This is a genomic window from Thalassospira sp. CH_XMU1458 (assembly GCF_037027205.1).
GTDB classification, from domain to species: Bacteria; Pseudomonadota; Alphaproteobacteria; order Rhodospirillales; family Thalassospiraceae; genus Thalassospira; species Thalassospira tepidiphila.
Map to the genome: position 1 here is coordinate 969,985 of NZ_JAYMDW010000003.1, position 15,707 is coordinate 985,691.

The window sequence follows — 15,707 nt, forward strand, 5'->3', positions numbered from 1 at the left end:
TATCAGATCAAGGAGGTATCTCGGATGTCAAAGCTGAGAGGTGGCCTGATTCAAATGAGCCTTAAGGGTTCAACAGATCAGTCCCCCGAAGAAATCCGCAAGGCCATGATCGACGCGCACCTGCCCTATATCGAAGAGGCGGGCAAAAAAGGTGTGCAGGTTCTGTGCTTTCAGGAAGTATTCACCCAGCCCTATTTCTGTCCGAGCCAGGACAAGAAATGGTACGCGGCCGCAGAAAAAATCCCTGATGGCCCGACCACACAGCTGATGTGTGAGTTGGCCGCCAAATACAAAATGGTGATCGTTGTTCCGATCTACGAGGAAGACATCACTGGTGTTTATTACAACACCGCTGCCGTGATTGACGCCGACGGTACCTATCTTGGCAAATACCGCAAAACCCACATCCCGCATGTCGCCGGTTTCTGGGAGAAGTTCTTCTTCAAGCCCGGCGTATCGAACTGGCCGGTCTTTGATACCCAGTATTGCAAACTTGGCGTTTATATCTGCTATGACCGCCACTTCCCGGAAGGCTGGCGTGCCTTGGCGCTTAATGGCGCGGAGTATATCGTCAACCCGTCGGCCACGGTCGCAGGGGTGTCGGAATATATCTGGAAACTCGAACAGCCGGCATCGGCTGTGGCCAATGGGTGCTTTATCGGCGCGATCAACCGGGTCGGCCGCGAACAGCCATGGGATATTGGCGAGTTTTACGGTCAAAGCTATTTCGTCAATCCACGCGGCGAAATCGAAGCACAGGCATCGCGCGATAATGACGAATTGCTGGTCCATGACATGGATATGTCGATGGTGCGCGAAATTCGCGACAACTGGCAATTCTTCCGCGACCGTCGCCCGTCGACCTATACCCGTCTGACGGACGGGAACTGATTTCATGATACCGGCGAGCGGTCAAAGCGCTGCTCGCTGTTTTGCCTTGATCGACAGGTGGGGTATCATTCCCCGTTCCCGGCAACGACCGGGCAAAGGCTTTATGCGTTTGATCAATGTCGACAAGGTTCAGGGCAACGTCCCTGAGGGAGGCTTCCATCGACTGTGCCAAAAGAGACGCTTTTGGTTCTGAGAGAGACATACGATCAGGGGAAACCCCATGACGCTAAAACAAGTCGTCAATAATGTTGCTGAGATGCCCGCATCGAAAAAAGCAGTTGTTGATATCAAGAAACTGTCGCTGACCTTTCAGACGGCAGACGGTCCCGTTTACGCCCTTTCCGATGTCGATCTGACCATCGAGGAAGGCGATTTTGTTTCCTTTATCGGCCCGTCGGGTTGCGGCAAAACCACACTTTTGCGCGTGATCGCCGACCTTGAACAAGCCACCGGCGGCGAGATTTCGATCAATGGTGTGACGCCGCACGAAGCGCGTGAAAAGCGTGCTTATGGCTATGTGTTTCAGGCACCGGCCCTGTTGCCGTGGCGTTCGATCGAACGCAACGTGACCTTGCCGCTCGAAATCATGGAAATCTCCAAGGAAGAGCGCGTCAAGCGCGCCCAGGAGGCCCTGAAACTGGTCGAGCTCAATGGTTTTGAAAAGAAATTCCCATGGCAGCTGTCAGGCGGCATGCAGCAACGTGCATCAATCGCGCGTGCCCTGTCGTTCGACGCCGACCTGCTGTTGATGGATGAACCATTTGGTGCGCTTGATGAAATCGTGCGCGATCACCTCAATGAGCAGCTTTTGAAATTGTGGGCGCGGACCAACAAGACGGTGGCGTTCGTCACCCACTCCATCCCCGAGGCGGTGTATCTGTCATCCAAGATTGTGGTGATGTCACCGCGTCCGGGGCGGATCATTGATGTGATCGAAACCGAATTCCCGAAAGACCGCACACTGGATATCCGCGAAACGCCGGAATTCCTCGAGATTGCGCATCGGGTGCGGGAAGGGCTGCGTGCGGGGCACAGCAATGACGAGTAACACTGCTGCCATGACCGGGTCCGTTGGCGGACAATCGACCTGGACACGCATGATGTCAGGCCAGACCGGGCCGGTTTGCGTTGTTCTGATCGCCCTTCTTGTTTTGTGGTATGTCGGGGCGGTTTTCATGAACGCGCCGACCCAGATTGACCGTTACAACCGTGCTGACCAGACCTGGACTACGGGCCAGCTGATCGAAGATACGCTGGCGCAAGATCGCCCGATCCTGCCCGCCCCGCATCAGGTGGCAGTCGAGATGTATCACACCATCTTTGCCATCAAGATCACGTCCAAACGCTCGCTGGTCTATCACAGCTGGGTAACGCTTTCCTCGACCCTTCTTGGGTTTGGAATTGGCACGCTGCTTGGTGTGTTGCTGGCGGTGGGGATTGTCCATGTCATGACGCTTGAAAAAAGCCTGATGCCGTGGGTGATTTCATCGCAAACCATTCCGATCCTTGCCATCGCGCCGATGATCATCGTTGTTCTGGGCGCCATCGGGATCAAGGGACTGGTGCCAAAGGCGGTCATTTCGACCTATTTGTGTTTCTTCCCGGTCACGATCAGCATGGTGAAAGGCCTGCGTTCCCCGCAAGTGATCCAGCTTGATCTGATGCGGACCTATAATGCCTCGAAATGGCAGACCTTCTGGCAGCTTCGCCTGCCGTCGGCCATGCCATATCTGTTTGCCAGCCTGAAGGTTGCGATTGCGATCAGTCTGGTCGGTGCCATCGTCGGTGAATTGCCGACCGGTGCGCAGGCGGGGCTTGGTGCACGTTTGCTGGCGGGCTCCTATTACGGACAGACCATTCAAATCTGGTCGGCGCTTCTGACCGCGGCGTTTGTGGCCGCCATCCTTGTGGTGATTGTTGGCTGGTGTGAACGCAGGGTCCTTGTGCGGATGGGGGTGAAGTCATGACCTGGACGAAATTGGACAAGTTCTGTCTCGTCGCGGCGATTGCGGCCTTGCTGGCGCTGATCTTCCCGTTGGCGGGTGTGGATAGCGATACCGGCAAACAGGTTGCCTTTGTCGGGGATATTCCCGGTCTTGCCGTTGCCATGGCGCTGTGTGTGATTGCCGGGTCGGCCTTTACCTGGCTTGGTGTCGGTTCCGTCACCGCTGGTATGGTCATTCTGGCGATTGCGGTATTTGGCTGCTGGCAGGCGATCAGTGTTCTGTATGATTACGGTGTTGCTGGCTATGCCGGGCCGGGGTTCTGGTTGTTCATTCTTTCGCTTTGGGCTTTTGTCTGGCGCGGGATTGATGTGATTGCCAACTTCCACAGCCTTGATCGCACCAAACAGCATCTGGCGAACTTCGTCGTGCCGGTGGCCTTTGGGGTGTGGCTTCTGTTTGTCTGGGAAGTCGTGGTTTCGGGCTTTGGCGTGCCACAGGTTCTGTTGCCGCCGCCCAGCATGATTGGCGAACGTTTTGTCAATTCCACCGACATTCTGGCAGCCGACTTCCACCAGACCTTTGTGAAGGCGGTGCTGAGCGGCTATGTCATGGGCTGTGGTTCGGCCTTTATCGTTGCGATTGCGGTGGATCGTGTGCCGTTCCTCAAACGTGGTCTTTTGCCACTGGGCAATATGGTCTCGGCCCTGCCAATCATCGGGGTCGCGCCGATCATGGTGATGTGGTTTGGCTTTGACTGGCAATCGAAGGCGGCCGTGATCGTGATCATGACCTTCTTCCCGATGCTGGTGAATACCGTGACCGGGTTGAATGCCGCCGGAAAGCTTGAAAAGGACCTGATGGCGACATACGCGTCGGGCTATTGGTCAACGCTGTTCAGACTGTGTTTGCCGGCCGCCATGCCGTTTGTTTTCAACGCACTTAAAATCAATTCCACGCTTGCGCTGATTGGCGCAATCGTCGCCGAATTTTTCGGCACCCCGATTGTTGGTATGGGCTTCCGCATCTCGACCGAGGTCGGGCGGATGAATATCGACATGGTCTGGGCGGAAATCGCATTGGCGGCCCTCGCGGGGACCGCCTTCTACGGAGCCGTGGCTTATATCGAGAGAAAAGCAACGTCATGGCATCCGTCATTCCGGGTACGTCGCCATTAAAGGCACAAAACAAGACGACCCGTCGGGAGGACTTGACTACAACCTGAGGAGACATCGACGAATGAATAAGTTTATTTCGACTGCTATGGGGTTGAGTTTCGGGTTGGCATCGTTTTCGGCGATGGCAGCAGACGAGGTAACCCTGCAGCTTAAATGGGTCACACAGGCCCAGTTTGCAGGCTACTATGTGGCACTCGACAAAGGTTTCTACGAAGAAGCCGACCTTGATGTGACCATCAATCCGGGTGGTCCGGACGTTGCCCCGCCGCAGGTGATTGCCGGTGGTGGTGCGGATGTGATCATCGACTGGATGCCATCCGCCCTTGCATCGCGCGAAAAGGGTGTGCCGCTGGTGAACATCGCACAGCCGTTTGCCAAATCGGGCATGATGCTGACCTGCCTGAAGGAAACCGGTATCGAAAGCCCGGATGACTTCCCGGGTCGTACCCTTGGTGTCTGGTTCTTCGGTAACGAATATCCGTTCCTGAGCTGGATGTCGAAACTCGGCATTCCGACCGATGGCGGCGAAAACGGCGTGACCGTGCTTAAGCAGGGCTTCAACGTTGATCCGCTGATCCAGAAGCAGGCCGATTGCGTCTCAACCATGACCTATAACGAATACTGGCAGGTGATTGATGCCGGTATCCCGGCTGATGACCTTAAGGTTTTCAAATACGAAGATCAGGGTGTCGCAACCCTTGAAGACGGTCTTTATGTTCTTGAAGACAACCTTTCGGATCCGGCATTCGTCGACAAAATGTCGCGCTTTGTTGCAGCCAGCATGAAGGGCTGGAACTGGGCCAAGGAAAACCCGGAAGACGCCGCGATGATCGTTCTTGATAACGACATGACCGGTGCCCAGACTGAAAAACACCAGGTCCGCATGATGACCGAAATCGCCAAACTGCTTGGTGATTCTGCGGTTCTCGATGAAGCAGCCTATCAGCGTACCGTTGACAGCCTGCTTTCGGGTGGTTCCGATCCGGTGATCACCAAGGAACCGGAAGGTGCCTGGACCCACGCCGTGACCGACAAGATGTAATCTTCCATCTTGTGACTTTTATCCGTCCGGCGGGGTTTTGGCTTCGCCGGACGGGATGACTTCCAGGACTATGACGACTGATTGAATACCCTCGGGGGTGTTTGGAGATAACGGGCGAAATGCCGGGATGGCCCGCAACTTTTCGCCACTCAGACAGACAAGGAGCCACCCATGTCCATGGTTATTCGTGGCGGAACCATCGTTACCGCCGACCTGACCTACAAATCCGATATTCTGATCGAAGACGGCAAGATTGCCGCCATCGGGGACAACCTGACCGGGGACAAGGTGATCGAGGCCGACGGCTGCTATGTGATGCCCGGCGGGATTGATCCGCATACCCATATGGAAATGCCCTTTATGGGCACCTATTCCGAAGACGATTTCGAAAGCGGCACCAAGGCCGCCGTTGCCGGTGGCACGACCATGGTTGTCGATTTCTGCCTGCCGGCCCCGAACCAGTCGCTGCTCGAAGCATTGCAGGCCTGGGATAACAAATCCTCCAAGGCGGTGTGCGACTATTCCTTCCACATGGCCGTCACCTGGTGGAGCGAGCAGGTCTTTGATGAAATGAAGACCATCGTTCAGGAAAAGGGCATCAACACGTTTAAGCACTTCATGGCCTACAAGGGTGCCTTGATGGTCGATGATGACGAAATGTTCGCATCCTTCTCGCGCTGTTCGGAACTGGGCGCGATGCCGCTGGTACATGCTGAAAACGGTGACGTGGTTGCCACCCTTCAGCAGAAATTGCTGGCCGAAGGCAATAACGGGCCCGAGGCCCACGCTTATTCGCGCCCTGTCGATGTCGAGGGCGAGGCATGTAACCGTGCGATCATGATTGCCGATATGGCCAATGTGCCGCTTTATATCGTGCATGTATCGTGCGAACCGGCGCATGAGGCCATCCGTCGCGCACGTGCCAACGGCAAACGCGTCTTTGGTGAACCGCTGATCCAGCACCTTATTCTTGATGACAGCGAATATAAAAACGCCGACTGGGATCACGCCGCACGTCGCGTCATGTCCCCGCCGTTCCGCAGCAAGGAACATCAGGATGGCCTGTGGAATGGTCTGGCATCGGGCAGCCTGCAGGTTGTAGCGACTGACCACTGTGCGTTCACGACCGAACAGAAGCGCATGGGCGTTGGCGACTTCACCAAGATCCCGAACGGGACCGGTGGTCTTGAAGACCGCATGCCGCTTCTTTGGACCTATGGCGTTGGCACCGGCCGTCTGACCCCGAACGAGTTCGTGGCCGTGACCTCGACAAACATTGCCAAGATCCTCAACATCTATCCGCGCAAGGGGGCGATCCTTGTCGGGGCGGATGCCGATCTTGTGGTCTGGGATCCGAAGGCGTCGAAAACCATCACTGCCAAACACCAGCAGTCGGCAATTGACTACAACGTGTTTGAAGGCATAGAGGTTACCGGCCTGCCGCGCTACACACTCAGCCGCGGCCGCATTGCCGCAGAGGAAGGTGTGGTTCTTGCCAAATGCGGCGACGGCGAATTCATCGCCCGCGAACCGTATCCGGCCGTCAACAAGGCGCTTTCCAAATGGAAAGAAATCACATCCCCGCGCAAAGTTGAACGCAGCGGTATTCCGGCTGGCGTCTAAGCCAATCGAGCACGATCCATCAAAAACGGGGCAGCCATCGGTTGCCCCGTTTTTCTGTTTGCAACATGGGCTCACCAAGGTTGGCAAAACATAGTCCAGGCGCAGCAATATTTGCGTGACCAACGGGCTTACGATAAGGCCAGGCGATCCCAGTAGGGCGGTTTTCCCGTAGCTTCCGAAAGAAAGTCCAGAAAGACAGTTACCTTGGGCGAACGCATTCGGTTCTCCGGAAACAGAAGATGAATGGCATCGTTTATCGTATAGGCTTCTGCTTGCCAGTCGGTCAGGATCGGCAAGAGATGTTTTTGGCGGATGTGCTCGTGTAAAAGCCATGTCGGGAACAGAATAATCCCCTGTCCCTGACGTGCTGCGGTAATAAGGCTGTCGGCATCATTGCTGCGTAGTGAACCCTTTACCCTATAGGGTCGGAAAGGCTCATTTCCCTTGCGAAAGAGCCATGGCATTTCCCCGTTTGCCCCCTTGTAAACAAGGCAATTGTGGTCGGCGAGCGCGTCGGGGGTTGGTGGTGCGCCATGTTGCTCGAGATATGACGCCGCACTCACAGCGACGTAGCGCTGCGCGGCAAGTTTTCGACTGACAAGGCTGGAATCACGAAGTGTCCCGATGCGTATGACCACATCGGCCCCTTCTGAAATCGGGTCGATAAAGGCGTCTGTCAGGGTCAGGTCAACTTCGATTCCGGGAAACCGGTGCTGGAACTCGGCAAGATGGGGCGCAATGTGATGGCGGCCAAATGCGACGGGTGCGTTGATGTGCAACCTTCCCTGCGGTGTGGTGGCATTGCCCCTGACCGCGTCGCTGGCAATATCGAGAGCGGCCAGAATTTCGCGAACTTCATGCACGTATCGGGTTCCGGCGTCGGTCAATCTGACAGCACGGGTATTGCGCACAAGGAGTTTGTGCCCCAAGCGGGTTTCCAACGCATTGATATGGCGTGACACGGAAGATGTCGGCAGGCCGCGCCGACGGGCAACGTCACTGAAACTGCCCTGTGTTGCCACATCAATAAAAAGGCGTAGCGCCTGAAGGGTGATATCTTTGCTCATTTTGCAAAAGTAATTTCCAAATTCGGGTAATTGTTGCCCAGTTTGGTGCAAAGTATGTTCCGTTGCAAGTTAACGGAGTTTGAAATGAAGCAGATATTGATATTGCTCATCGTGTTTGCAGCGGGCATGGGGCTGTCTGTCGAGGCAGGGCTACTCGGGCCGTTGGGTGAGAATGTCGGACACATGTCCGCGACCCTGTGCATTTTTCTGGTTGGTAGTTTGCTGTTGTCACTGGCGCTGGTGTTCGCCCGCAATCGGTCTTTGCCACAATTGTTTGCGCAACCGCGCTGGATGTTGACGGGTGGTGTTTTAGGTCCGGTTTATGTCGTTGTCATTACCACCACCACGCCGATTATCGGTGTTGGCGCAACAATGGTTGCAATCCTGTTTGGACAACTCGGCGCAAGTCTGTTGTTGGATCATTACGGCGCCTTTGGTGTGCAAAAGCAACCGGTAGATCGTTATCGGTTTGGCGCATTGATCCTGATTGCGTTGGCACTCTGGCTTATCCACTGAGGTGACTGATGGTTACGTTTTTTGTTATTCTTATCGCGTTGCTCGGTGGCTGTGCGCTGTCGGTGCAATCATCTGTGAACGGGCGGCTTGGGGCGGCTGCGGGCGTGTTGGGCACCGCTTGGCTGACATTTGTTCTTGGCGCTGTAATCAGTATCTTACTGGTACTGTTTGTTCAGCCGCCGCAGGAACTGACATTGCTTGACGCCCCCAAGTGGCAGCTGACAGGCGCCTTTTTTGGCGTCTGCTATATTGTGGTAATGGTGTTTGCCGTGCCACGTGTTGGTATTGCTGCTGCTACGGTTGCTGTGATTTCCGGACAGCTTGCAATGAGTTTGCTGATCGATAATTTTGCATGGCTCGGGAATGATCAGATTGCATTGGACCCGAAGCGATGGGCGGCAATTGCCTTGCTGCTGGGTGCGATGGTTTTGGTGTATCTCGGCAATCGCAAATTTGAACGACGTGCGGCCAGCTAAACAATGGAAATCAACGGCGCAGTCACAGGCTGCGCCGTTCGTCTATCTGCCGTTTGGCTTTTTTTACGTACGAAGGGTTAGCTCGGACTGAACAATTTCAGCATCACGATCCCGGAAAGGATCAGCGCGATAGCGACCAATCGTCCGGGGTTGGCGGGTTCGCCGACCATGATGATGCCAAAGATCACCGCACCGGCGGCACCGATGCCGGTCCAGATTGCATAGGCCGTTCCGATCGGGATGGTGCGCATGGCGATTGAAAGTAGCCAGAAGCTGGCGGCGATCGCGGCAATGGTCAAGGCACTAGGGATAGGCTTGGTGAAGCCTTCGGTGTATTTCAGGCCAATCGCCCAGCAAATTTCGAGAAATCCGGCAATAACCAACGCTGTCCAGGCCATGGGGGCCTCCTGTCTTGCGGGGCCGTCCCCATTGATCGGATCAGGAATACCGGTCGTCCGGCATCAAGGCGGAAGTCGCAAAGTCTTTAATCACTCTAAATCAATGCCTGTAGGGCGACAATGTAAAAATGACGCAGTGCAGCATTAGGGCGCGGCTTTAGAAAACGCGTTCGTGACAAGACGACAGATGCAACGGTTGACGCACTGGATTATGATGAGGGCGCCTGATTATTCGCCCCCTTCAAAGGTTTGGTCTTATCGTGAACACGCCCCAATCCCAACATGTCCCAACCCTTGGCCTTGTTCTCGCCGGGGGCGAGGCACGACGTATGGGCGGGAACAAGGCGTTTCGCGAGGTCGGGGGCAAAAGCCTGATCGGGCGGGTGATTGATGTTGCCCAAGCCCAATGCGATCAGGTGATGATTTCATCCAATGCCGGGACTGAGGCGTTTATGGATTACCGCCTGCTGGTGGTTGGTGATGCGCCCAAACCGGGGCAGGGGCCACTGGGCGGTATTCTGGGTGGTCTGTTAGCCTTGCCGGACGGTATCGATTGGCTGGTGACGTTTCCCGTCGATTGCCCGATTGTGCCGCTTGATATGGTGGGGCGTTTGCAGGCCGCAGCCGAGGATGCCGGGGCGAAGGCGGCCTTTGCCAGTCACGCAGACCGCGACCATTACCTTTCAAGCATCTGGCACCGCGATGCGGCCCCGGTGATTGCCGATCTGCTGGCGTCCGATGATCGGCGGGTACGCGGTCCGTTGCAGGCGCTGGGTGCGCCGCGGGTGGTGTTTGAAGATAGGGTTTACGGGTTGGAACCGTTTACCAACGTCAATACGCCAGATGATCTGAAGCTGATCAACAGTGCGCTTGCCAGCGCTGTATCTACGCAGGATTAATCAACCGCGCAGGCCCGCCAAGGCTGCCACGGTTCGTAGTTCTTGAAGAACTCGGACAGAAAATGATCGACGCGTTCGCGGTTGATCGCGCGGTCTTTGGGCGACAGGTCCTTGTCAAACTGGCCGCAGTTCTTTTCGACCGCATCACCGATGGTTTTCCAGTCGACATCTTCGTTATGACCTGGCATGCCGGTCGCAATAGCGCACCAGCCAACGGCTTCGGCCTTGTCATCGACCGTGCGGGCTTCTTCGGCAAGGTAGGCGGCCGCACGCATTTCGCCGTGTTGGGCAGCACGGCGCAAATATGTCAGGCGATCGACATCGCTTTTGGCAAAGCGGTTGGCAAGAAGTGTCGCCGCACGTGGATCACCAAGTTCCCACGCCTGTTTAAGGTGGGCTTCGGCCTGTGCCGCATCGCCGCGATCAAGCGCATCAAGGGCCAGCCAAAGCATTGCCTGCGTGTTGTTCTTTTGGGCGGCGGCAATATAGAGGCCGCGAATTTTGTCTTTGTCACCGCCCATCGCCTCGAGACGCCTAGCCATGACAACGCTGGCATTTGGGTTGTTGTTATCTGATGCCTGTTCCATCAGCATCCAGCCTGCATCTTCGTTGGCAGTAACGCCAACGCCATTGATGGTCTGGCAGGACAGAAGATATTGCGCGGTGGCATCACCGTTGTCTGCCAGCGATGAGAAAATACCGGCCGACTTTTCAAATTCCCCGTGGCGATAGGCCTTGATGCCGTCATCAAGGGCCGACGATGCCAACACCGGGGCTGAACCCAGGGCGATCATCGAGGTAATCACCGTGGCAAGTGCCAGAGCACCAACGCGTGTGGCTTTCAAACAGGATGGTTTTGCTGAACGGGCGATGATGTTTTTCATGGTGTCTTGTCTAACATTTCTGTGCCAGGCGGGCGAAAAAAAATGTGCCAGAACAGACCTGATGGCCTGTCCTGGCAGTTTGCTTTCATCGCAGGGAGGCAACTTCTTCTGGTTGATTGCGGGATGTCGTTTGGGGCTGTTCCGAACGGATGGTGCGCAGGAAGTCACGAACCCGATTGCCCAGATCATCGGACTGGTTGCGAAGGCGACCTGTCGCATCAAGCAGGCCGTCAACCGCGGCAAGGTTGTCATCTGCTGCGGCGCTGACCTGCGTAATCGTGCCATTCATCTCGCTGGCAGCTGTTGCGGATTGTTCGACGTTGCTGGCGATTTCAGCAACGAATTCCTGCTGCTCGGATACAGCGTCCGACATTTCGCCCACGGTTTCATGGATGCCGGTGATGCTGTCTCGAATTTCGGCGATGGCCTTGACGGCAACCCCGGTGGTCGACTGGATTTCGTTGATGCGCTGGGCAATGCGGTCGGTGGCCGTTCCGGTCTGGTTGGCAAGGTTTTTGACTTCCTGTGCGACAACCGCAAACCCTTTGCCAGCTTCACCGGCACGGGCGGCTTCAATCGTTGCATTCAGCGCCAACAGATTGGTCTGGGCTGCAATGTCCTGAATAAGGTTCAGGATCTCGCCGATTTCCTGCGCACCGGTTTCAAGTTCATGCATGGTGGCATTTGTCCGTTGGGCAGCTTCGACCGCACTGGTGGCGGCACCAACCGACTTTTGCGCCCGATGCCCGGTATCGCGCACCCGATCCGAAAGCGACTGTGTGGCATCCGATACCGATGCCATATTGATCGATATTTCCTCGGACGCGCCAGCAACACCGGTGGCATTGGTCGAGGCCACCTGTGCCCGATCACGGACCTGATCGGATGTGGTCTGGATGTTTTCTGCCTCGTGCGCGACGTCCTGGGCGACTTGCAGGATTGACGTTTCAAACGCATCAGCCAGATCAAGCATTGCGCGCCGCCGTTCGTGTTCAGCCTGTTCGCGTTCGCGGGCAACTTTTTCTTCGGCCTGTTGTGCGGCAAGGCTGGTTTCACGGAACTGTCCGAGGATTTCGGCCATTCGGCCAATTTCATCCCGGCCGGTATCGTTGACTTCGGTCGAAAGATCGCCGTTGGCAACCTTGCGCATTCCGTCAATCACGCGCAGAAGACGCTTGATCAGGTTGCCGCGCACATAAAACAGCATGATCAGAAGCGATATCAACAGAACAGAAATCCCGATGATCGCAATGACCTGTTGATCCCATTCGACCTTTGAAAGGGCTTCGCTGGCGTTGGCGTCAACCTCGGTGCGCTTGGTGTCGACCATCAACGCGATGGCGTGTGACAGCGCCTCGGCGGTTGCCAGTGTGGCATCAAGGGTTTGTTCCGTTTCATACTGGTTGTCCCATTCTGCCTCGCGCAGATCAAAGACACTGTTGCTGCCTTTGCCAAAGGCCAGAAGGGCATTGGCAAGTTCACGGATACGCTTTCCGTCATCATTGTCTGGCAGTTCTTCAAGCGCATCGGTAATGCGCAGCTCCGCCCAGCTCCATTGACTGCGGACTTCATCCATGGCCTCGCCCTCGGGCACGGCGATGGCGGCGGTCAGCATGCCAAAGGCAAGGTTCACATTGGCGCGGATTTCGGCAATCAGCTGTGAAAAGCCGATGGTCTCTCCAAGCTTTTCTGCTGCGTCGGTGTTGCCATTGGCGACGCGCGATATACCGCGATCGACATCAATATCAACGACCTCGACCAACGGGCTCAGGAACTCTGACAGGTCGCTATAGGCAAAGACCATATCAAGGGTCAGATCACCGCGCAGCTTTTCAATCTCAAGGCGTCTGGTGGTCAGTTCATGAAGGTGTTCACGCCCGGTGACGATGTTATCAAGATGCTCTCTTAGAATGGAAATGGCATCGACAAGTTCCGGCTCTGGCGCAGTGGTTTGCGCATCAGCGCTTTGTGCTTCGGAGCCACCAGTGCTCTCCGTGCCATCGGCAACCGCGGGTGCGTTGGCCCCTTCACGTTCACCCTCACCTGCGCCGACGTTCCGGGCGGCAAGGTCAATAATGATGGAATCCGGATTGGCTTCGGTGATTTCCTGAAGTCTGGCCCGTGCATTGGCAACAAGTTGATCAAGGCGGGCCTCGGTTGCTGCCAGTTCTTCGGCATCCCGTGACGCGGCAAGCACGGGGGCTTGTGCGGCAAGGCCAACACCGTTCGTCGCCAGTTCCATCTGACGGATGATCGAGGGCAGGCTGTTGGTCGTGATATCAGCGACAAGATCGCGATTGCTGCCAAAAGATACCCATGACACGGCCGATGAAATCCCGGCCAGAACCAGAATCAAGGCAAAAGAAGCCATAAGCCGACCTTGAATGCCAAGGCCCGCGCGACGTTTTTTGATGGCGGTATTCACTGTTTCCTCCCTGTCTGGCCCTTTGTTTTTTCTTTGGGCAGACAATTCCCTTTTTGGGAAATGTGCATCCTTTTTACGGACTTCTTGGGTTTTTATGACTTAACGGAATACGCGTCGGAAATATGAATTCTATTGGAAAATCGGGTGGGACGGTCGGGGGTGAAAAAATCACCCCCGACACCCCCAGTAGTGTAGCCCGAATTACTGGGCTGCACGCCATTCCGCGATCAGATCGTCATATTTGACGGTCTCACCCTGCGGTTTTTCGTTGGCAAGTTTCGGTTTCGGTGCGCCCGGCTGGTCGAACCAGTACTGGGCATCACGTTCTTCGTTCAGCTTCGGTGCGCATTCACCACCGATGCCTGCACGCTCAAGACGCTCCATCACACGGTCCATGGAAGTCGCAAGGTTGTCCATGGCTTCCTGCGGGGTCCGTTCGCCGGTTACAGCTTCGGCAACGTTCTGCCACCATAGCTGCGCCAGTTTCGGATAATCCGGAACGTTGGTACCGGTCGGCGACCACTGAACACGGGCCGGCGAACGATAGAACTCGACCAGACCACCCCAGTTCGGAGCGATATCGGTCATTTCCTGGGTATCCAGGTCAGACTGACGGATCGGTGTCAGACCAGTCAGGGTCTTTTTCAGCGATACGGTTTTCGAGGTGGTGAACTGTGCATAGAGCCATGCAGCTTTGCGGCGCTCAACCGGGGTGGACTTCATCAGAGTCCAGGAACCCACATCCTGATAACCAAGCTTCATGCCTTCTTCCCAGTACGGGCCGTGCGGCGACGGGGCCATACGCCATTTCGGCGTGCCGTCTTCGTTCACAACCGGAGTACCTTTTTTCGCCATGTCGGCGGTAAAGGCGGTGTACCAGAAGATCTGCTGTGCGATCTGGCCCTGTGCCGGAACCGGACCAGCTTCACCAAAGGTCATGCCGGCTGCTTCTGGCGGGGCATAAGCCTTGAGCCAGTCGATATATTTGGTCAGGGCATAAACCGCTGCCGGGCCGTTTGCGGCACCACCACGGGTCACGCTTGAGCCAGCAGGCGAGCAACCTTCAACACGGATACCCCATTCGTCGACCGGAAGGCCGTTCGGGATGCCCTTGTCGCCAGCGCCAGCCATGGAAAGCCACGCATCGGTGAAGCGCCAACCCAGTGACGGGTCTTTTTTGCCGTAATCCATGTGGCCATAGACTTTCTGGCCATCGATCTCACCAACGTCATTGGTGAAGAATTCGGCGATGTCCTGATAAGCCGACCAGTTGACCGGAACGCCCAGGTCATAGCCGTACTTGTCCTTGAACTGCTTTTGCAGGTCTTCACGCTGGAACCAGTCATAACGGAACCAGTAAAGGTTCGCGAACTGCTGGTCAGGAAGCTGATAAAGCTTGCCATCCGGACCGGTGGTGAAGGACAGACCGATGAAGTCGTCCAGATCCAGGGTCGGAGAGGTAACGTCCGAACCTTCGCCCGCCATCCAGTCGGTCAGCGGCACAACCGCGTCATAACGCGCGTGGGTCCCGATCAGGTCCGAGTCATTGATGAAGGCGTCATAGATGTTGCGGTTCGACTGCATTTGGGTCTGCAGTTTTTCGATGACATCGCCTTCGCCGATCAGGTCATGGGTCAGGTTGATCCCGGTGATTTCCGAGAAGGCCTTTGCCAGGACCTTGGACTCATATTCGTGCGTGGTGATGGTTTCAGACACCACGTTGATGTCCATGCCGCGGAACGGTTCAGCTGCTTTGATGAACCATTCCAGTTCGGCCATCTGGGCGTCTTTGCTCAGGCTCGACGGCTGGAACTCGCTGTCGATCCATTTTTTCGCCGCGTCGGTATATTGATCTGCCATGGCCGGGTTCGCCAGCACAGCAAGACCAAGGGCGACTGCAACGGCGCTGCCTTTAACAACGCTTTTGGCACCTTTGGCTTTAACGATCATGTCGTTTTCTCCCTGGTCGTCTTCCTTATTGCTCATCCGGTAAACCCGGTCATCGACGCTGGGGGAAGACGGACAGCCCACCGTGATGAATTCGTTCGAAAACGGCACCGCTGCAGGACGCGGTACCGTTTTGGTTGTTAACCCCAGCGCATCACAATGACGAGCCAGACAAGTGCGATGATGGAACCGATCCAAAGGGCGGCATCGGTAAATGCCAGCCAGCCGAGATGGATATAGGCGGCTCCAAGCAAACTGATAAACAGGCGATCACCGCGTGTGGTGGTCAGTGGCAAAAAGCCACGCCGCGGAACGGTCGGTGAAACCGCCTGCCAAATTCCCATCCCGATCAGCATCAAAAAGATGCAACCAAAGAACGCGGCGGTAATCGGGGTCCAGGCCATCCATGCCATTTTGA

General features: G+C 56.0%; 15 protein-coding genes. 9 read left to right on the top strand and 6 right to left on the bottom strand.

Annotation, left to right across the window (positions count from 1 at the left end):
* Positions 1–24 precede the first annotated feature (24 nt).
* The 6 genes from WBY09_RS18480 to hydA all read left to right on the top strand — a co-directional run bounded on the left by WBY09_RS18480 (position 25) and on the right by hydA (position 6,677).
* On the top strand, positions 25–891 hold the full coding sequence (locus WBY09_RS18480) for a nitrilase-related carbon-nitrogen hydrolase (protein WP_008890127.1): 867 nt from the start codon (positions 25–27) through the stop codon (positions 889–891).
* Between the two features lie 256 nt (positions 892–1,147).
* Positions 1,148–1,939 carry an ABC transporter ATP-binding protein gene (locus tag WBY09_RS18485; RefSeq protein WP_336233565.1) on the top strand — a complete coding sequence of 264 codons (792 nt, stop codon included), beginning with the start codon at positions 1,148–1,150 and terminating at the stop codon, positions 1,937–1,939.
* Complete coding sequence (locus tag WBY09_RS18490; protein ID WP_443082667.1) at positions 1,929–2,858, top strand: ABC transporter permease; 930 nt, start codon at positions 1,929–1,931, stop codon at positions 2,856–2,858. The genes WBY09_RS18485 and WBY09_RS18490 overlap by 11 nt, the downstream gene beginning before the upstream one ends.
* Complete coding sequence (locus WBY09_RS18495) at positions 2,855–4,012, top strand: ABC transporter permease (protein ID WP_336233552.1); 1,158 nt, start codon at positions 2,855–2,857, stop codon at positions 4,010–4,012. The genes WBY09_RS18490 and WBY09_RS18495 overlap by 4 nt, the downstream gene beginning before the upstream one ends.
* Positions 4,013–4,073: 61 nt before the next feature.
* The gene (locus tag WBY09_RS18500; RefSeq protein WP_008890122.1) at positions 4,074–5,054 is read left to right on the top strand and encodes an ABC transporter substrate-binding protein; all 981 of its coding nucleotides are present in this window, start codon (positions 4,074–4,076) and stop codon (positions 5,052–5,054) included.
* Between the two features lie 171 nt (positions 5,055–5,225).
* Positions 5,226–6,677, top strand: coding sequence for a dihydropyrimidinase (hydA, locus tag WBY09_RS18505; protein ID WP_008890121.1), 1,452 nt, complete (start codon positions 5,226–5,228; stop codon positions 6,675–6,677).
* Between the two features lie 128 nt (positions 6,678–6,805).
* On the opposite strand, the gene WBY09_RS18510 is transcribed toward hydA, so the two are convergent.
* Entirely contained in the window at positions 6,806–7,744 is a 939-nt protein-coding gene (locus WBY09_RS18510) for a LysR family transcriptional regulator (RefSeq protein WP_197147086.1), read from the bottom strand.
* A gap of 84 nt (positions 7,745–7,828) precedes the next feature.
* On the opposite strand from WBY09_RS18510, the gene WBY09_RS18515 reads away from it, so the two are divergent.
* Positions 7,829–8,260 carry a DMT family transporter gene (locus WBY09_RS18515; protein ID WP_008890119.1) on the top strand — a complete coding sequence of 144 codons (432 nt, stop codon included), beginning with the start codon at positions 7,829–7,831 and terminating at the stop codon, positions 8,258–8,260.
* A gap of 8 nt (positions 8,261–8,268) precedes the next feature.
* Positions 8,269–8,736: a DMT family transporter gene (locus WBY09_RS18520; protein WP_197147088.1), complete on the top strand. Its 468-nt coding sequence runs from the start codon at positions 8,269–8,271 to the stop codon at positions 8,734–8,736.
* 77 nt (positions 8,737–8,813) lie between these two features.
* On the opposite strand, the gene sugE is transcribed toward WBY09_RS18520, so the two are convergent.
* Positions 8,814–9,134 (bottom strand): quaternary ammonium compound efflux SMR transporter SugE, encoded by a 321-nt coding sequence (gene sugE / locus WBY09_RS18525; protein ID WP_008890117.1) that lies wholly within the window; start codon positions 9,132–9,134, stop codon positions 8,814–8,816.
* 260 nt (positions 9,135–9,394) lie between these two features.
* Here sugE and mobA point away from each other — a divergent pair, with 260 nt between their 5' ends.
* Positions 9,395–10,033 carry a molybdenum cofactor guanylyltransferase MobA gene (mobA, locus tag WBY09_RS18530; RefSeq protein WP_197147089.1) on the top strand — a complete coding sequence of 213 codons (639 nt, stop codon included), beginning with the start codon at positions 9,395–9,397 and terminating at the stop codon, positions 10,031–10,033.
* On the opposite strand, the gene WBY09_RS18535 is transcribed toward mobA, so the two are convergent.
* The 4 genes from WBY09_RS18535 to WBY09_RS18550 form a co-directional block, all read right to left on the bottom strand.
* Positions 10,030–10,917: a tetratricopeptide repeat protein gene (locus tag WBY09_RS18535; protein WP_252724083.1), complete on the bottom strand. Its 888-nt coding sequence runs from the start codon at positions 10,915–10,917 to the stop codon at positions 10,030–10,032. The genes mobA and WBY09_RS18535 overlap by 4 nt on opposite strands.
* 85 nt (positions 10,918–11,002) lie before the next feature.
* Positions 11,003–13,342 carry a methyl-accepting chemotaxis protein gene (locus WBY09_RS18540; protein ID WP_197147090.1) on the bottom strand — a complete coding sequence of 780 codons (2,340 nt, stop codon included), beginning with the start codon at positions 13,340–13,342 and terminating at the stop codon, positions 11,003–11,005.
* Between the two features lie 201 nt (positions 13,343–13,543).
* Positions 13,544–15,292, bottom strand: coding sequence for an ABC transporter substrate-binding protein (locus WBY09_RS18545; protein ID WP_197147656.1), 1,749 nt, complete (start codon positions 15,290–15,292; stop codon positions 13,544–13,546).
* Positions 15,293–15,429: 137 nt separating this feature from the next.
* Complete coding sequence (locus tag WBY09_RS18550) at positions 15,430–15,702, bottom strand: DUF2160 domain-containing protein (RefSeq protein ID WP_063087963.1); 273 nt, start codon at positions 15,700–15,702, stop codon at positions 15,430–15,432.
* Positions 15,703–15,707 lie beyond the last annotated feature (5 nt).